Source organism: Mesorhizobium sp. M0678, from assembly GCF_040320505.1.
In the GTDB taxonomy this organism is placed as follows: Bacteria; Pseudomonadota; Alphaproteobacteria; order Rhizobiales; family Rhizobiaceae; genus Mesorhizobium.
This window is the reverse complement of record NZ_JAMYPT010000001.1, coordinates 263,784-281,937: the sequence shown is the minus strand read 5'-3', so window position 1 is coordinate 281,937 and position 18,154 is coordinate 263,784. Positions and strand designations below refer to the sequence as shown.

15 protein-coding genes are annotated in these 18,154 nt (G+C 62.5%); 9 read left to right on the top strand and 6 right to left on the bottom strand.

Going from position 1 to position 18,154, the window contains the following annotated elements; translation table 11 throughout:
* Positions 1-176: 176 nt before the first annotated feature.
* Entirely contained in the window at positions 177-1,517 is a 1,341-nt protein-coding gene (locus NKI29_RS01305) for a hypothetical protein (RefSeq protein ID WP_352646496.1), read from the bottom strand.
* A gap of 303 nt (positions 1,518-1,820) precedes the next feature.
* On the bottom strand, positions 1,821-2,396 hold the full coding sequence (locus NKI29_RS01300; RefSeq protein ID WP_023679991.1) for a GNAT family N-acetyltransferase: 576 nt from the start codon (positions 2,394-2,396) through the stop codon (positions 1,821-1,823).
* 68 nt (positions 2,397-2,464) lie between these two features.
* On the opposite strand from NKI29_RS01300, the gene NKI29_RS01295 reads away from it, so the two are divergent.
* Both NKI29_RS01295 and NKI29_RS01290 read left to right on the top strand, forming a co-directional pair.
* Positions 2,465-3,793, top strand: coding sequence for a DNA polymerase IV (locus NKI29_RS01295; protein ID WP_352568804.1), 1,329 nt, complete (start codon positions 2,465-2,467; stop codon positions 3,791-3,793).
* Positions 3,794-4,041: 248 nt separating this feature from the next.
* Entirely contained in the window at positions 4,042-4,329 is a 288-nt protein-coding gene (locus NKI29_RS01290) for a GIY-YIG nuclease family protein (RefSeq protein ID WP_352568805.1), read from the top strand.
* 623 nt (positions 4,330-4,952) lie between these two features.
* On the opposite strand, the gene NKI29_RS01285 is transcribed toward NKI29_RS01290, so the two are convergent.
* Positions 4,953-5,459: a hypothetical protein gene (locus NKI29_RS01285; protein WP_352568806.1), complete on the bottom strand. Its 507-nt coding sequence runs from the start codon at positions 5,457-5,459 to the stop codon at positions 4,953-4,955.
* Between the two features lie 173 nt (positions 5,460-5,632).
* Between NKI29_RS01285 and NKI29_RS01280 the strand changes: the two genes are divergently transcribed.
* Positions 5,633-6,514 carry a DMT family transporter gene (locus NKI29_RS01280; protein ID WP_023679994.1) on the top strand — a complete coding sequence of 294 codons (882 nt, stop codon included), beginning with the start codon at positions 5,633-5,635 and terminating at the stop codon, positions 6,512-6,514.
* Positions 6,515-6,528: 14 nt separating this feature from the next.
* Here the strand turns inward: NKI29_RS01280 and dnaE are convergent, their stop codons facing one another.
* Positions 6,529-10,056: a DNA polymerase III subunit alpha gene (gene dnaE / locus NKI29_RS01275; RefSeq protein WP_352795408.1), complete on the bottom strand. Its 3,528-nt coding sequence runs from the start codon at positions 10,054-10,056 to the stop codon at positions 6,529-6,531.
* Positions 10,057-10,493: 437 nt separating this feature from the next.
* Positions 10,494-12,506, bottom strand: a complete 2,013-nt coding sequence (locus tag NKI29_RS01270; RefSeq protein ID WP_352795406.1) for an acetyl-CoA carboxylase biotin carboxylase subunit — start codon at positions 12,504-12,506, stop codon at positions 10,494-10,496.
* 213 nt (positions 12,507-12,719) lie between these two features.
* Between NKI29_RS01270 and NKI29_RS01265 the strand changes: the two genes are divergently transcribed.
* The 6 genes from NKI29_RS01265 (at position 12,720) to NKI29_RS01240 (ending at position 17,503) form a co-directional block, all read left to right on the top strand.
* Entirely contained in the window at positions 12,720-13,847 is a 1,128-nt protein-coding gene (locus NKI29_RS01265; protein WP_352795404.1) for an S-(hydroxymethyl)glutathione dehydrogenase/class III alcohol dehydrogenase, read from the top strand.
* A 71-nt stretch (positions 13,848-13,918) separates the two neighbouring features.
* Positions 13,919-14,488: an S-(hydroxymethyl)glutathione synthase gene (gene gfa / locus NKI29_RS01260; RefSeq protein ID WP_352795402.1), complete on the top strand. Its 570-nt coding sequence runs from the start codon at positions 13,919-13,921 to the stop codon at positions 14,486-14,488.
* 66 nt (positions 14,489-14,554) lie between these two features.
* Positions 14,555-15,022, top strand: coding sequence for a YaiI/YqxD family protein (locus NKI29_RS01255; RefSeq protein ID WP_352454435.1), 468 nt, complete (start codon positions 14,555-14,557; stop codon positions 15,020-15,022).
* A 5-nt stretch (positions 15,023-15,027) separates the two neighbouring features.
* Positions 15,028-15,705: a DUF1345 domain-containing protein gene (locus NKI29_RS01250; RefSeq protein WP_352454436.1), complete on the top strand. Its 678-nt coding sequence runs from the start codon at positions 15,028-15,030 to the stop codon at positions 15,703-15,705.
* A 105-nt stretch (positions 15,706-15,810) separates the two neighbouring features.
* A complete protein-coding gene (locus NKI29_RS01245) occupies positions 15,811-16,692 on the top strand; it encodes a cytochrome b/b6 domain-containing protein (RefSeq protein ID WP_352795400.1) in 882 nt (293 codons plus the stop codon).
* Position 16,693: 1 nt separating this feature from the next.
* Entirely contained in the window at positions 16,694-17,503 is an 810-nt protein-coding gene (locus NKI29_RS01240; protein WP_352795399.1) for a molybdopterin-binding protein, read from the top strand.
* 23 nt (positions 17,504-17,526) lie between these two features.
* Here the strand turns inward: NKI29_RS01240 and NKI29_RS01235 are convergent, their stop codons facing one another.
* A complete protein-coding gene (locus NKI29_RS01235; RefSeq protein ID WP_352635443.1) occupies positions 17,527-18,129 on the bottom strand; it encodes a DUF3011 domain-containing protein in 603 nt (200 codons plus the stop codon).
* Positions 18,130-18,154: the final 25 nt, after the last annotated feature.

Here is an 18,154-nt window from a genome sequence, read left to right as displayed (position 1 = left end):
ACTGCGGGCAGATCGCGGCGGCGAAAATCGTGAGCGCACTCGGGCGTTAACGCCAGCCGCTTCTAGAGCAATTCCAGGAAAAGTGTGAAACGGTTTTCCGTCCGGATTGTGCAAAAACAAAGACATGGAGCGGTTCGGCGTTTCCGGGAAACGATGAACCGCTCCAAGCTCGGCGCTTAGGGTTTCAACTTCGCCCCTGCCCCGCCATTGTCATTCTCGCCCGAGCCATGATCCGGAACGGTAGCCTCGCTTGGGTCCATGACGGGGTTGTCCTGAACGGCATCGGCCGGCTTCAGCATGGCGCCGTTGACCGTGACCGAACCGTCTGCCTTAGCGTTGACGACCCATTCCAGTCGACCATCCGGCAGCGCCTTGCCAAATCCTTTGACGGCGAGTGCGAAGGGGAAATACTGCGCCGCTTCCGGCTCGGTCTTGGCCGCCGTCTGCAGAGCCTCCACAATCTTGTCATAGCCCGCGACATCGATGGTCATGCTCGCCTCGGGCTTCTTGCCGGGGAACGTCATTTCACCTTCCATCGCAATCTCGATGTTGCCGTTCTTGATCGTGCTGTGTCCGAGAATGGCCTTTGGCGTCTTGGCCAGGAAATCGGCGAAGATCTGGTTGCCGAAATCTGCCGGCAGCGGTGGATCCTTGCTGAAATCAAGGGTTTCGATGGTTTTCTTCGCCATGCTGTCCAGATCGATGTTGGTGCCGCCGAAGTTGAGGTCGATATCCGTCGGCAGCAACGCAACGCTCCAGCTGGGCAGCACCTGCTGTGGTATTGTCAGGCCGGAAACCTTGAACGCGTAGTTGATCTTGCCGTCCTTGGCGATGCCGTCCATGCCGACGGCGGTATTCAGTTGCGTCGCACCGAACTTGCCTACCGGGCTCTCCACCACAAAGTCCTTGAAGCCGTAGGTGCCGTCGATCCGCTCCCACAATGGCAGTGCTGCCGTCAGAAGCGATTTGAACTCCGCCTCATCCGCCTTGAATTTGGCTGCATCATCAGTCGCCACGATGAAAGCAAGCAGGTCGAGCAGCGGCTTTGTCCGCAAACCCTTGCCGGACGCATCCACGGAAAGTTCAGGCGCTTTTACAGCAGCCGGAAAACTCAACCCACTTTTGGGATCGTTGACTTTGATCGTTTCGGCGAAGTTCGTTATTTTTTCCATCACCGTGAAATCGATGCCGCCATTTGCGGATTTGGTCGAAACTATTACGGCAGTGCCAGCACCGACCGTGACATCCGCCTGCTGCTTGGGCTCTCGGGTGGTCATCGTCATGCCAGCCATCGAACCGGTTGCGCTCGCGAAAGCGGCCAGGTCGGGGTCATAAACTCCGGTGAACTTGTTGTCCGACACGGAGAAGTCGATGTGCTGCGCCCCCTCAGGGCCAACGAAATCGATAGACCCCTTCGGGGACACGTCCGCCGAAACGTCCCAGTGTCCATCTTGGCGTGGCTTGACCAAGATGAAGTAAGGCGTGACGTCGAACTTGAAGGCTTGCTGCTTTGCCATCAAATCCGTGACTGGCTTGAAGTCGAAAGCGAGCTTGTAGGCATCGCCGTCGACTGAAATTTTCACGAACCCGATATCGAACAGCTTCTTGCCGATGTAGTGCGCCAGATCGTCGGAAAGCTGCTTCGCGCCTTGCCTGTCGACCGCTTGGCCGAAGGCCGGTGCGCTGCAGGCAAGAAGTAAAACAAGTGGCAAAACGCGCTTCATCTCGATCCTCACTTAATCGCGGCCCTCAAGCCGTTCTATCACTGGTAGGCAAATACCATCGCAGCCGCAAGAGAAGGCCTATGTGTTGCGGAGCTGTTACAGCACCAGCCGCATCAGCGGTCGGCCTGGCTTACGTTCGACCAACCGCTGGAACCCGGCCTTTTCGAAGACCCGCGACGAGCCGACGAACAGCCCGATCGAGCGCGAATCCTTCGATAGATCGATCGGGCAGGCTTCGATCAGCCGCGCTCCGTTCTGGCGGGCGAACTCGATGCCGCCTTGGACCAGGCGGTGCGACAGGCCCTTGCCGCGTGCTTTGGTGCGGATGAAGAAGCAGGAGATCGCCCAGACGCCCGGATCGCTGGCGTCGGCGGGGTCGATCGGCGCCGACCCCCTGCCCTGGTTGTTCCATTCGGGCACGTCGGCACGCGGGCCGATCTGCATCCAGCCGACCGCCTGGCCACCCTCGAAGGCCAACAGGCCGGGCGGCGGCCCGGCCTCGATCCGCGCCTTGATGTGGTCCTTGTTGCGCTCCCGGTTGCTCGCGCGGCGCGCTGCGGGCGACAGCCGGAAATGTGTGCACCAGCAGCCGTAGCAGGCGCCTTGCCTACCGAAAAGATCTTCGAAATCCGCCCAAAGCTCGGGCACTAGCGGCGCTATGGTCGTATTCATGAGCTCTCTCCCGGCCCACCGCCTTGTCGTGGCGTCCGTCCTGACGTACCATTGCATTTGTTCTCTTTATGTTCGCAGCGATGGCGGCCCCTGTCAACAATCCCGAACACGGTTTTTGCCGCGACTGCCTGAGTTTTCAGCGCAGCGAGGCAGGCCGTTGCGAGCGCTGCGGCAGTCCACGGCTCGCCCGCCATCCGGAGCTCTACCGGCTGCGCCTTGCCCATATCGATTGCGACGCGTTCTACGCGGCGGTCGAAAAGCGCGACAACCCGGCGTTGAAGGACCGGCCATTGATCATCGGCGGCGGCAAGCGCGGCGTCGTCTCCACCGCATGCTACATTGCCCGCATCCACGGCGTGCGCTCGGCAATGCCGATGTTCAAGGCGCTCGAAGCCTGCCCGGAAGCGGTGGTCCTGCCGCCGGACATGGAAAAATACGTGCGCGTCGGCCGCGAGGTGCGCGCCATGATGCAGGCGCTGACGCCGCTGGTCGAGCCGCTCTCGATCGACGAGGCCTTTCTCGACCTCGCCGGCACCGAGCGCCTGCATGGCCTGCCGCCTGCGGTGGTGCTGGCGCGCTTCGCACTCGGCGTGGAAAAGGAGATCGGCATCACCGTTTCGGCCGGCCTTTCCTACTGCAAGTTCCTGGCCAAGGTGGCGTCGGACTTCCGCAAGCCGCGCGGCTTTTCGGTGATCGGCGAGGCCGAGGCTATCGGCTTCCTGGCCGAGCAGCCGGTGACGCTGATCTGGGGGGTCGGCAAGGCCTTTGCCGCCACGCTCGAGCGCGACGGCATCCGCACCATCGGCCAGTTGCAGCGCATGGAACGTGGCGATCTGATGCGCCGCTACGGCGTCATGGGCGACCGGCTCTACCGGCTTTCGCGCGGCGAGGACGACCGTCGCGTCGTTCCCGACCAGGACGCGAAAAGTGTGTCGGCAGAAACCACTTTCGATACCGACATCGCCTCCGTCGACGAACTGGTTTCGGTGCTGAGGGCGCTGTCGGAAAAAGTCTCGGCCCGGCTGAAGAAATCCGGCATTGCCGGACGCACCGTCGTCCTCAAGCTGAAGACCCAGGATTTCAAGATCCGCACGCGCAATCGCCAGCTCGGCGATCCGACCCGGCTGGCCGACCGCATCTTTCAGACCGGGCTCGAGCTGCTGCGCAAGGAAGCGGATGGCACGAAATACCGGCTGCTCGGCATTGGCGTCAGCGATCTCTCCGACGATGACCGGGCGGACCCGCCCGACCTGGTCGACGTCCAGTCACGCAAGCGCGCCATGGCCGAAGGCGCCATCGACACGCTGCGCGGCAAGTTCGGCCGCAGGGCGGTGGAAACCGGCTATACCTTCGGCAAGGGCCGCGATGCCCATCCGCCCGAACCGGTCGAGGACTAGTTCCTCTGCACAGAGGTTTTGGTTCTTTGACAGAGCCTGAAAGGGCTGTGGATGGGAGCCTGCCGATCGGGCTGCCAATCTCCAAGGTTGCGATTAGCGATAAGCCACCACGTCTTCGTCATCCCAGGGCGGAGCAGGAGCGAAGCGACGTCGCGGAGACCCTGGGATCCATGCCGTGACGTCAGCCGAAGAATACAGCGGCTCAGAACGGCGCTTGTATCCGCAACTGTGCCAGCTACCCTTCAGCCATGACCGGCTATACCTACATGACCGCGAGCCAGAAGCGCGGCACGATCTACATCGGCGTCACCAACGATCTCGGCCGCCGCATGCCGGAGCACAAATCCGGCCAAGGTTCGCGCTTCCCCGGCCGCTACGGCGTGCAGCGCCTGGTCTGGTACGAGGAACATTTCGACATTCGTGACGCCATTCAGCGCGAGAAGTCGCTGAAGCGCTGGCCGCGGCAGTGGAAGATCGAGCTGATCGAGAAGACCAATCCAGAGTGGTTCGAGCTTTTTCGCGGAACGGGGTGGTAGTTCGGTTCTGGTCCGCAGGCGCACTGCCGCGTGATCCCAGGGTCTGCGCCGCGTCGCTTTGCTCCTTGCTCCGCCCTGGGATGACGAATTGGAGGGATGTTTCAGCCAATCTCCGAAGTTAGCGGTTTGCCACTGAAATTGGCCGCTGACAGAACTATCGACGGTTGCTGCCGATCGGCTTAGCGATTAGCGCAAACGCCCATCGCTTCGTCATCCTGGGGCGGAGCAAGGAGCGAAGCGACGCGGCGCAGACCCCTGGATCCATGCCGCGACATCAGAGCGCTGCCGTGGTGCGGAATTGTGCTCCGCTGCACTCTTCGGCTAAGGTTACCGCATGGATCCCAGGGTCTCCGCGACGGCGCTTCGCTCCTGCTTCGCCCAAGGATGACGAAGTTGGGGAAGTTTCGGCCGATCCCGAATGTTTATGAAGGTCCAACGAAACGAACGATGAAATCTTGGCTGCCGATCGGCTTCCAACCTGTCAAGATCGCTGTGCCGGGACTGACTGCTGCCCACCCCGAGCCGTCGTTCGCGTCGGTACTAAGCGTCAGATTTTCACAACCAGACCATGATCCCGAACCGAAGGTCCGCGTACGCGAAAAGATCATGATCAAACAAGAAGATCACGTGCGCTGCAGATCGATCCGGGTGGTCACCACACTTTTCCCGGTTTTCGGATCGGTATCGACGACGATCAGCCGCATGCCATCCTCGCCGTTCTTCTCGACCGTCATTTGCGCCTTGCGATCGCCATTGACCTCCTTCGCCCAACGGATGCCGAGATTGATTGCGTTGCCGGAGCGGCTGCCGCTCAATTGCGCCGGCCCGGTGCGCGATCCGACATAGGTGCCGGTGTATTTCGTCCCGCTCGATTTGAGATCGGCGCTGATGGCGCGCGTTACCACGATAAGACCGCGGCAGCTGCCGTCGAGCGATAGCGAGCTCGACGTTGCGTCGGAATTGAAATGACAGGAGACATTCACCGTCGGCGCATCGGTGGTCACCTTGACGATGCCTTTGCCGGCGAAATTCCCCTGGAATGAGCGAAGAAAATCCGGATCGTCGGCATGCGCTGCGCCGGCCCCGGCCGTCAGGCAGCCGGCAAGTACAAATCGTGCGAATGATTTCATCGGACCGCTCCTCGTTGGTATCCAAAACACAGAACGCAAGCAGTGACAGACCAACGCTTCCCTCAGTCGCGAGTTCCGGCTTCAACATCACTGCGTGAAGCGCTGCACGGCTGGCCCAGCCGAATGCGTCGGCTAGCGGTTGCGATGAGCGCTCCGGCTTGCGACATAGCCGCATGGCACCCGCACCCTCGATCCCCAAGGCCGCGTTCTGGATGGCGCTGTCGATCGCCTCGTTCCTGGCGATGTCGGTGGCTGGCCGCGCCACGACGGCCGAACTAAACGTCTTCCAGGTGCTCGAGCTGCGCTCGGTGATCGGCTTTTTCATCCTGTTGCCGCTGGTCATGATGTCAGGCGGTTTTGCGGCGATGCGCACCGGACGCCCGCTGGCTCATATCGCCCGCAACGTCGTCCACTATACCGGCCAGGCTGCCTGGCTCTACGCCCTGACGCTGATCCCGCTTGCGGTACTGATCTCGATCGAATTCACGACGCCGATCTGGACTGCTTTGCTGGCCGTCGGTTTCCTCGGCGAAAGGCTCTCCCGGCCACGGCTCGCAGCGATCGTGCTCGGGCTGATCGGCGTTGTGATCATCGTGCGTCCGGGCGTCGGCGCGGTCAATCCGGGACATGTAATCGTGCTGGGAGCCGCGGTCTGCTTCGGCGTCTCGGTGGTCCTCGTCAAGTCGCTGACGCGGACGGACAGCGTCGTGCGCATCATCTTCTGGATGCTGATCATCCAGTCGCTGCTTGGCCTGGTCCCGGCGCTTTACGAATGGCAAAACCCGCCGCTTGAGCTCTGGCCGTGGATCCTGCTCATCGCCTTCACCGGCATGTCGTCGCATTTCTGCATGGCCCGCGCACTTGTCTATGCCGATGCGACGGTCATCTCGCCAATGGACTTTTTGCGCGTGCCGCTGTCGGCGGTGATCGGATGGCTGCTCTATCACGAGCAGATCGACGCCTTCACCGCCGGTGGCGCCCTGCTGATCCTCATGGGAAATCTGCTCAACCTGCAGCGGAGAGCACCGCAACCGGCGGAGATCGCCGCTTCATAAGCGTGCGCTAACTCTTAGACCAGTTCCACCTCGACCACGCCCGGCACCGCCCGCATCGCCGACGCGATCTGAGGCGATACGCGGTAGCGGTTGGGCAACTCGATCTCGACCTCGCCCTCGCCGCCTTCCTTGATGACGATGATGCTCACCTGACTGTCGCCACGCTGGCCAAGCTGCGATTGGATTGTCGATGCCGGTGCGTCATTTCTGACGAAGATGCGCAACGCTTTCTGGATACGGCTTGCCTCTTCCTCCAACGACTGCACGGTCTGGATGCGCAGATTGACGCCTTCAGGCCTGTCCTCGGCCGAAACGGTGATCACCACCGAGCGGCCGGGTTCGAGCAAGTCGCGGTATTGCGCCAGCCCCTCGGAAAACAGCACCGCTTCATACTGGCCGGACGTGTCGGAGAATTGCACGACGCCCATCTTGTTGCCGGTGCGCGTCTTGCGCTCCTGCTTGGTGGTCACCGTGCCGGCGAGCCGGCCGGCGGCAGCACCGCGTTTAACGGCGGCCGAAAACTCGCCCCAGGTCTGCACCCGCATTTTCTGCAGCGCCGCCTTGTATTCGTCGAGCGGATGCGCCGAGAGATAGAACCCGACCACCTGGAATTCACGGTGCAGGCGGTCGGCGGCGAGCCAGGGATCGGTCGCCGGCAAGTTGAGCGCCTGCGACTGTGCGCCGAGCGAGGCGCCAAAGATGTCATGCTGGCCGGTGACGGCATTCTGCTGCGCCAGCGACGCCAGCCCCATCATCCGCTCGACGCCGGCCATCATCGCCGCGCGGTCATGACCGAAGCAGTCGAGCGAGCCGGCCATGATCAGGCTTTCGAAGACGCGCTTGCCGACGATCTTCGGATCGACCCTTTCACAGAAATCGGCGAGGCTCTTGAAGGGTTTTTCGCCGCGCGTGGCGACGATGTGCTCGACCGCCGCGTCGCCGACGCCCTTGAGCGCGGCCAGCGAATAGAAGATGCGGTTCTCGCCTACCTCGAAATCCCGGAACGACGTCATGACCGACGGCGCCACCACCTCGATGCCGAGGCGCAGCGCATCCTGGCGGAAATCGGCGAGCTTGTCCGTATTGCCCATGTCGAGCGTCATCGATGCCGCCAGGAATTCGACGGGGTAATGCGCCTTCAGATAGGCGGTCTGGTAGGAGACGACGGCATAGGCGGCGGCATGCGATTTGTTGAAACCGTAGTCGGCAAACTTTGCCAGCAGGTCGAAGATGAAGTCGGCTTGCGGCTTGCCGACGCCGCGCTCGACCGCGCCCGAAACAAAGCGCTCGCGCTGCTTGTCCATCTCGGCGCGGATCTTCTTGCCCATGGCGCGGCGCAGCAGATCGGCTTCGCCCAGCGAATAGCCGGAGAGCTCCTGCGCGATCTGCATCACCTGTTCCTGGTAGACGATGACGCCTTGCGTCTCCTTGACGAGATGGTCGATCTTCGGGTGGATCGACGCCATCTCCTCCTCGCCGTGCTTTCTGGCGTTGTAGGTCGGTATGTTCTCCATCGGCCCCGGCCGGTAGAGCGCGACCAGCGCGATAATGTCCTCGATACAGTCGGACCGCATGCCGATCAGCGCCTTGCGCATGCCGGCACTTTCCACCTGGAACACGCCGACCACCTCGCCGCGCGACAGCATGGCGTAGGTTTCGGGGTCGTCGAGCGGAATGTGGGCAAGATCGATCTCGATGCCGCGGCGGCGGATCAGCTTGACGGCCCTGTCCAGCACCGTCAGCGTCTTCAGGCCAAGGAAGTCGAATTTCACCAGCCCGGCCTGCTCGACATATTTCATGTTGAACTGCGTGACCGGCATGTCCGAGCGCGGATCGCGGTACATCGGCACCAGCTCCGACAGCGGCCGGTCGCCGATGACGATGCCGGCGGCGTGCGTCGAGGCGTGCCGATAAAGACCTTCCAGTTTCTGCGCCGTATCGAGCAGCGTCTGCACGATCGGCTCACGCTCCGCCTCTTCGGCAAAGCGCGGCTCGTTGGCGATGGCGTCGGCGAGCTTGACCGGATTGGCCGGGTTCGACGGCACCATCTTGCTCAGCTTGTCGACCTGCCCGTAAGGCATCTGCAGCACGCGGCCGACGTCGCGCAGCACCGCGCGCGCCTGCAGCGTGCCGAAGGTGATGATCTGGCCAACCTGGTCGCGGCCGTATTTCCGTTGGACGTAGCGGATGACTTCCTCGCGCCGGTCCTGGCAGAAGTCGATGTCGAAGTCGGGCATCGACACGCGGTCGGGATTGAGGAAGCGCTCGAACAGCAACGAAAAACGCAGTGGGTCGATGTCGGTGATGGTCGTGGCATAGGCGACCAGCGAGCCGGCGCCCGAACCGCGGCCCGGGCCGACCGGAATCCCTTGTGCCTTGGCCCATTTGATGAAGTCGGCAACGATCAGGAAATAGCCCGGATATTTCATCTTCTCGATGACGCCGAGCTCGAAATCCAGCCTTTCGCGATATTGCTCGACGGTATAGCCGGGCGTCGGCCCGTGCGCCGCCAGCCGCGCCTCTAGCCCTTCATGCGCCTGCCTGGCAAGCTCCTGCGCCTCAGCCTTCACCGCAGCATCGGCGTCGGCGACATCGCGGCCGGCAAAGCGCGGCAGAATCGGATTGCGGGTCTTCGGGTAATACGAGCAGCGCAGCGCGATCTCGACGGTGTTGTCGATTGCTTCCGGCAGGTCGGCGAACAGCCTCGCCATATCGGCCTGGCTTCTCAGGAAGTGGTCGGGCGAAAGGCGGCGGCGATTGTCGGCCGCAACCACGGAACCTTCGGCGATGGCGATCAGGGCGTCATGCGCCTCATAGTCTTCACGAGAGAAGAAAAACGCCTCGTTGGTGGCAACCAGCGGCAGATCGTGGCGGTAGGCGAGATCGACCGACGACTGCTCGATGGCGCGGTCGTAGCCGGAGACCCGCTCAAGCTCGACATAGAGCCGGTCGCCGAACAGGCTCTTGAGCGCCGAGAGCCGGGTCTCGGCGAGTTCGCGGCGATCCTGTTTCAAGGCAGTGCCGATCGGACCGCGCGGCCCGCCCGTAAGGCAGATCAATCCGTCGGTGTGGCCCTGCAGCATCTCGCTCGTCAGATGCACCGCTTCGCCGGGCGGTGTCTCGAGGTAGACGCGGCTGACCAGCCTGACCAGATTGCCGTAGCCGGCCTCGGTTGCGGCGATCAGGACGACCGGCCGCATCTCCGGTCCTTGCCGCCTGCGGTCGCGCTGGCTGTCGCTCGCCTCGCCGGAAAAGGCGAGGTCGATCTGGCAGCCGATGATCGGCTGGATGCCGTCCTTTACCGCCTTCTGGGCGAATTCCAGCGCGCCGAACAGATTGTTGGTGTCGGTGACGGCGATTGCCGGGCATTCGTCCTGCACCGCATGGCCGACGATCTTGCCGAGCTGCAAGGCACCTTCGAGCAGCGAATAGGCCGAATGCACGCGCAGATGAATGAACCGACGCGCCGCCGCCTCCGCCCGCGACGCCTTTGCATAGGCCTCGCGCAGCAAGGGATCGCGTGGAAGTCTTTCATCCGCCATGGTTTTTTCGCGCCGCCTCACAAGGACTCAGTCGATGAAGATGTATTGTCCGGCACCGGGTAACACGAGTCCAGCGGTAGTGATTGGAGCTTTGGAAGTTTAGAGCAACCGCCGAAGCTGCCAATCTCCCCCCTCGTGGGGGAGATGTCCGGCAGGACAGAGAGGGCGCTGTCCCGCCAACCTCAGGTCGGAAACACAAAACCCGCCACAGCGGGCGGGTCATTGGAGCCAATTAACACCATAGCCAAATTAGTAGCATAGCTGCCGGCACAAAGCAAGAACAAAATACGCTGTGACGGCAAAAAAGTGCGAATTCCTCACGGCCTCGCCTTGTCCCTCCTCAAGCGAGCATGCTCAACCAATTGCAAAGTCGCGTTCCTTCGCGCCCCCCTCTGTCCTGCCAACTTCTGACGGGCGTCGAGGGCGGATTTCAGTACTCACGCAAATTCCATGATCACCGCGTCGACGGCAAGGCTGTCGCCGGGCTTGGCGTTGAGCTTCGAGACGATGAGATCGCGCTCGGCGCGCAGCACGTTTTCCATCTTCATCGCCTCGACCACGGCAAGCGTCTCGCCGGCCTTGACCTCCTGCCCCTCGGCAACGGCGATCGATACGACGAGGCCGGGCATCGGGCAAAGCAGCATCTTCGAGGTATCCGGCGCCACTTTTTCCGGCATCAGCCTTTCGAGCTCGGCGGTGCGCGGCAGCATGGCGCGGGCTGTCACCGAGATGCCTTTCCAGGCGATGCGGAACCCGTTCAGCACCGGCCTGACTTGCGCCGCGACCTTGCGGCCGCCGACCGCGCCGCGCCAGATGAGATCGCCCGGCCGCCAGTCGGAGGCCACCGTCAGCGGTTTGCCGCCGTCGATTGTGAGGTCGAGCTCGATCGGAATGGAAATCATGCCTTCGACGACGGCAACCGAAAGATAATCCCGGCCGATCTTCACCACCCAATCGCGTTTCAAGGCGCCCGAATGCGGCGCCAGCCGCCCGCCCAGCCGGTCGAGCCGGTCGCGGCGCAGCAGTTCGACCGCGGTTACGATCGCGGCCAGCACCGCGTTTTCTTCGCTGTTCGGCACAATGGGCGCGAAGCCGTCGGGATATTCCTCGGCGATGAACGCCGTCGATAGCCGCCCTTCCCGCCAGCGCGGATGCTGCATCAGCGCCGCCAGGAACGGTATGTTGTGCTCGATGCCGTCGACGACGAAACTGTCCAGCGCTTCCGACATCGCGTCGATCGCCGCCAGCCGTGTCGGCGCCCAAGTGCACAGCTTGGCGACCATCGGGTCGTAGAACATCGAGATTTCCGAGCCTTCGGTGACGCCGGTATCGTTGCGGATGACGATTTCGCCGAATTTTCCCTCTTCCGGCGGCCGGTATTTCGTCAGCCGGCCGATCGACGGCAGAAAGTTGCGATACGGGTCTTCGGCATAGAGGCGGCTTTCCACCGCCCAGCCGTTCAGCTTGACGTCGCTCTGCTTGATGGCGAGCTTTTCGCCGGCCGCCACGCGGATCATCTGCTCGACCAGGTCGATGCCGGTGACGAGCTCCGTCACCGGATGCTCGACCTGCAGCCGCGTGTTCATTTCCAGGAAATAGAAGTTTTTGTCGCTGTCGACGATGAACTCGACCGTGCCGGCGCTCTGGTAGTCGACGGCCTTGGCCAGCGCCACCGACTGCTCGCCCATGGCTTTGCGGGTCTTGGCGTCGAGGAACGGCGACGGCGCCTCCTCCACGACCTTCTGGTTGCGGCGCTGGATCGAGCATTCGCGCTCGCCGAGATAGAGCGTGTTGCCATGCGCGTCGGCGAGCACCTGGATTTCGATATGGCGCGGATCGACGATGAATTTTTCGATGAAGACGCGGTCATCGCCGAACGAGCTTTTGGCCTCCGACCGCGCCCGGTCGAAGCCGTCGCGCACCTCTGCCTTGCTCCAGGCGATGCGCATGCCCTTGCCGCCGCCGCCGGCCGAAGCCTTGATCATCACGGGATAGCCGATTTCGCCGGCTATTCTTTCGGCATGGGCGGCGCTTTCGACGACGCCGAGCCAGCCGGGCACCGTCGACACCTTGGCCGCGTTGGCGAACTTCTTCGATTCGATCTTGTCGCCCATCGCCTTGATGGCCTTGGGCTTCGGGCCGATGAAGACGATGCCTTCCTGCTCCAGCGCTTCGCAGAAGGATGCCCGCTCGGACAGGAAACCGTAGCCGGGATGCACGGCCTCTGCTCCTGTGGCCTTGCAGGCGGCGATGATCTTTTCCGCGACCAGATAACTTTGCGCAGCCGGCGAAGGCCCGATATGCACCGCCTCGTCGGCCATTTCGACATGCACGGCGTCGCGGTCGGCGTCGGAATGGACCGCGACGGTGGCGATGCCCATCTTGCGCGCGGTCTTGATCACGCGGCAGGCGATCTCGCCACGGTTGGCGACCAGGATCTTTGTGAACATGCAGGCCTCGTCCCTCGGCTGCCCTTCTTTTACGGGCTTCCCGTTTTATGGGCTTCAGGGGGCCGGTCAAGGCAAAGTCGGAGCCTATCCCGCATGCAAATCGGCGGGCGCTGACGAAAATCCGGGGTCAGAACGTCGCTTCGTGCATAGCGCAGAGCTGAATGGTAAGTTAAATCTAACCTGGATTGCAGACTGCCTTGGGAGGATTGCCTGATGAAAACGCGCGCCGCTGTCGCCGTCGCCGCCGGAAAGCCGCTGCAGATCATGGAGGTCGACCTCGAAGGTCCGCGTGATGGCGAGGTGCTGGTCGAGATCAAGGCAACCGGCATCTGCCACACCGACGAGTTCACGCTGTCGGGCGCCGACCCGGAAGGTCTGTTTCCGGCGATCCTCGGCCATGAGGGCGCCGGCATCGTCGTCGACGTCGGCAAGGGCGTCACCTCGGTCAAGAAGGGCGACCACGTCATCCCGCTCTACACGCCGGAATGCCGGCAGTGCCCGTCCTGCCTGTCGCGCAAGACCAATCTGTGCACCGCCATCCGCGCCACGCAGGGACAGGGCTTGATGCCCGACGGCACCTCGCGCTTCTCGATCGGCAAGGACAAGCTGTTCCACTACATGGGCTGCTCGACCTTCTCCAACTTCACCGTGCTGCCCGAGATCGCGGTGGCCAAGGTCAATGCCGACGCCCCGTTCGACAAGATCTGCTACATCGGCTGCCGCGTCACCACCGGCATCGGTGCTGTGATCAACACGGCCAAGGTCGAGCAAGGCGCGACGGCGGTCGTGTTCGGCCTCGGCGGCATCGGCCTCAACGTCATCCAGGGCCTGCGCCTTGCCGGCGCCGACATGATCATCGGCGTCGACCTGAACAACGACAAGAAGGAATGGGGCGAGAAATTCGGCATGACGCATTTCGTCAATCCGAAGGAGATCGACGGCGACATCGTGGCTCATCTCGTCAACATGACCAAGCGCGGCGCCGACCAGATCGGCGGCGCCGACTACACGTTCGACTGCACCGGCAACACCAAGGTCATGCGGCAGGCGCTAGAATCGTCGCATCGCGGCTGGGGCAAGTCGGTCATCATCGGCGTTGCCGGCGCCGGCCAGGAGATCTCGACGCGGCCGTTCCAGCTGGTCACCGGCCGCACCTGGATGGGCACCGCCTTCGGCGGCGCGCGCGGCCGCACCGACGTGCCGAAGATCGTCGACTGGTACATGGCCGGCAAGATCGAGATCGATCCGATGATCACCCACACGCTGAAGCTCGAGGACATCAACAAGGGCTTTGACCTGATGCATGAAGGCAAGTCGATCAGGAGCGTGGTGGTTTACTGAGGACGAGAAAGCCGCCGGCAAACCAGCCAGCGGCCGAAAAATGCAGATGTTCAACACGGGAGGAGACAAAAATGCCGGAAAAACTGCATCCTAAAATCGACAATGGACTGCCACGGGAAAAGGCCGACTTTGCCGGCGGCACGCTGGTCTGCGCCTGCACCAGCAACCCGGTCAAGGTGAAGGTCAAGGGCCAGATCGCCCATAACCATGCCTGCGGCTGCACCAAATGCTGGAAGCCGGAAGGCGCGCTGTTCTCGGTCGTGGCGGTTGCCGGTACAAACGACGTGATGGTGACCGAAAACGGCGACAAGCTGAAGATCGTCGATCCGGGCGCGCTGATCCTGCGCCATGCCTGCACCGGCTGCGGCGTCCACATGCACGGCCCGGTCGAGCGCGACCACGCTTTCAAGGGGCTGTCCTTCATCCATCCCGAACGCTTCCAGGAAGACGGCTGGGCGCCGCCGGGCTTCACCGCCTTTGTCTCTTCGATCATCGAGTCCGGTGTCGATCCAAGCCGTATGGACGGCATAAGGTCACAGCTGAAGTCGATCGGGCTCGAACCTTATGATTGCCTCAATCCAGGACTGATGGACTATATCGCCACCTGGACGGCCAAGAGGTCCGGCGCGTTGCCGGCCTAGTAGCCGCTCGACTATCATCGATCGAGCCGGGCGACGCCGCCCGGCTCTTTCACATTTGGAACAACGATGCCCGCACCTGCTATTCTCGTCGATGCCGACGCTTGCCCGGTGAAGGCCGAGGTCGAAAAAGTCGCCGAGCGGCACGGCATCGTCGTCACCTTCGTCTCCAATGGCGGCTTGCGTCCGTCGCGCGATCCGATGATCCGCAATGTCGTCGTCTCCAAGGGCGCCGATGCCGCCGACGACTGGATCGTCGAAAATGCCCGGTCCAACGACATTGTGGTGACCGCCGATATCCCGCTTGCCGCGCGCGCGGTGGCGCTTGGCGCGCACGTACTCGGCCCGACCGGACGCCCGTTTACGCCCGAAACGATCGGCATGGCGGTGGCAATGCGCGATCTCAAGCAGCATCTGCGCGAAACCGGCGAAAGCAAGGGCTACAATTCGAGCTTCGCGCCGCAGGATCGCTCGCGGTTCCTAGGCGAGCTTGACCGCATCCTACGGCGAGCGCTGAAATCCGCGTCAGCGGACTGAAGGCCATGGCGACTGGTACCCCGACCAAAATGCCCATGCGACCCCACACGCCGTTCGCGGTGTCGGCCTGCATCGGCGTGGCAGCCTTTGGCGCCGCGCTGGTCTGGCGTGCGCCGCTTGCCTATTCGATCGGCGCCAATGTGTTCTTTGCCGCCTATCTCGTTCTTGTCATCGCCCATATGCCGCGGCTTACCGGCAGCTATCTGCGCAAGAATGCAGGCGACACGGACCTGCCGGTACTGGCCATCTTCGCGGTCACGCTGATTGTCGTCGCTATTGCCATCATTTCGTTGTTTCAATTGATCAACAGGGAGAAGAGCGCGGACACCGTCGAGCTTACGGTGGCGCTGCTGTCTATCCCGCTTGGCTGGTTGACCATCCATGCGATGGCCGCACTTCACTACGCGCATATCTACTGGTTGGATGGCGATGCGATGGATGGCGACACAAAAAAGAAAATTCCGGTCGGCGGCCTCGACTTCCCGGGCGGCAAGCGGCCGGAAGGCTCGGATTTCCTCTATTTCGCCACGGTGATCGGCATGACGGCGCAAACCGCCGACACCAACATCACGACCTCGCAAATGCGCCGTGTCGTGCTTGTGCACTCGATCCTGTCGTTCTTCTTCAACACGGTCATCGTGGCAGCCGCGGTCAACCTCGCCGTCAGCCTCGGCAGTCCGTAATAAATCCGTGATCGGGTGAAACATCGCTTAGGCTGGCGACGTATTGGGAGGAGAAGAGATCTGACGAGGCCATGCGGAACCACTTGGCAGGGAGGCACGGAAAATATGGAATCAGTTGCCAAAGGCGAAGCCAGCACCGAGGCAGATAACGCTGCTTCGACGGATGCGACGCTGATCTATCGCCAGTCGCGCTGGACGCGGCTGACGCATTGGCTGTGGGCGATCGCGCTGTTCTTCATGCTGCTTTCCGGCCTGCAGATCTTCAACGCCCGCCCGCAGCTCTATATCGGCAAGGAGTCGGGTTTTGGCTACAACAACACCGTCTTCGCCATTGGCGCCGAGAATACGGCGACTGGCCCGCGCGGCTATACCGAAATCTTCGGCAAGCGTTTCGATACCACTGGCGTGCTCGGCTGGTCGGGTCCGGCCGGCCAGGAGACCTCACGTGCCTTCCCGTCCTGGGCGACGATCCCTTCCTATTACGATCTCGGCACCGCGCGCGTCGTTCATTTCTTCTTTGCCTGGGTGCTGACCACCACGCTGCTGGTCTGGCTGGTCGCCAGCCTGATCAACGGCCATTTGCGCCGCGATCTTGCCCCGCGCCTCGATGATTTCAGGCGCTTGCCGCGAGACATTGTCGAGCACGCCAAGCTCAGGTTCCATCACACGCGCGACTACAACACGCTGCAGAAGATGGCCTATGGCGGCGTGCTGTTCGTGCTGCTGCCGCTGATGATCATCACCGGCCTTGCCATGTCGCCGAGCATGGATTCGGTGCTGCCGTTCCTGAATGATCTGCTCGGCGGCCGGCAGACGGCGCGCACCATTCATTTCACGGTGATGCTGCTGCTCGTCGCCTTCTTCATTATCCACATCCTGATGATCCTGGCCGCCGGCCCGATTAACGAGCTGCGCTCCATCATCACCGGGTGGTACCGAACCGACCCGCCGGCGCATGGCGACAATGCGCCAGAGAGGAGTGCCTGACATGGCGAAATTCGAGATCAGCCCCAAGCTACAGATAAGCCGAAGAAAGTTCCTGACCTCGGCCAGCCTCGGCCTTTCCGGCATCATGCTGTCGGGCTGCGACGCCTTCGACAGCCAGCTTGGCGTCGGCGACAGCCTGCGCAGCTTCCTCGAAAGCGCCAATGGCCTGACCTGGCGGGCGCAGCGACTGCTTGCCGGCGCTGATGCGCTGGCGCCGGAGTTCGCCGAGGCCGACATTCGCCAGCCGCAGCGGCCGAACGGTGTCACCGCACCGGACGACGATTTCTACAAGGGCCTGCTCGCCAGCGATTTCGCCGACTGGCGGCTGGAGGTTTCAGGCCTCGTCGAAAAACCGCTGTCGCTGAGCCGCGAGCAGCTGATGAACATGCCGAGCCGCACCCAGATCACCCGCCACGACTGCGTCGAAGGCTGGAGCTGCATTGCCAAATGGACCGGCACGCCGCTGTCGCTGGTGCTCGACCAGGCAGTGGTCAAGCCGCAGGCGCGCTACGTCATGTTCCACTGCCTCGATACGATCGACCGCAGCCTGGCCGGCGACATCAAATATTACGGCTCGATCGACCTGGTCGATGCCCGTCATCCGCAGACGATCCTTGCCTATGGCCTCAACGGCAAGCCGTTGCCGGTCGAGAACGGCGCGCCGCTGCGCGTCCGCGTCGAGCGCCAGCTCGGCTACAAGATGCCGAAATACCTCTACAAGATCGAGCTGGTCGACGGCTTCGCCAATATCGGCGGCGGCAGAGGCGGCTATTGGGAGGACAATGGCTACGACTGGTACGGCGGCATCTGACCGAAACCTGACCTAAGCTTCATCTAACTGTCGTCGTCGCTGTCGTCGCCGTCGCTGCGCAGGGCCGGATTCAGGTCAGGATTGTCGTCAGGGGTGACAAGCTTGCCCAGCCCATGCGGTCCCTGGTAGTTGCCGTGGGTATCGAAGTTGGGGTTGCCCTGATTGTCGAATTGCGGCGTCGGATCGATCAATTGGTCGTAACGGCGCGGGCGCGGCTTCGGATAGTAATTATCGGAATGATGGCGATGCGAATTGCCGTTGTCGAGAATGGCGCCTACCACGCCGCCGACGATAATGGCTGCGGCGACGTCGCCAGCAGAGGGATTGCGGTTGGGGCCGGCGACTGCGAATTCGGCCGAGCAACCATTGTCGACCCAGATGCCGCCGCCGTCATAGCCCCAGCTTCTACCGTATACGCAACGCGCCTTCGACAGCCTGGAGGTCAACTGCACGCCGCGGCGCGTATCGACCCCGCAATAGGAATAGCGGTAATCGGCGCTGGAGCAGACCACGCGTTTTGCCCCCGCAGCCTGCGCTGCCGCCGGCAGCAGCGAAAGCTTCGCCGGATTGCCCAGGATGCAAACCAGGAACATCATCGAACCGGTAACCGTCATCCGTGTCGACATCGCAACTCTCCATCAGGGTCCGCTA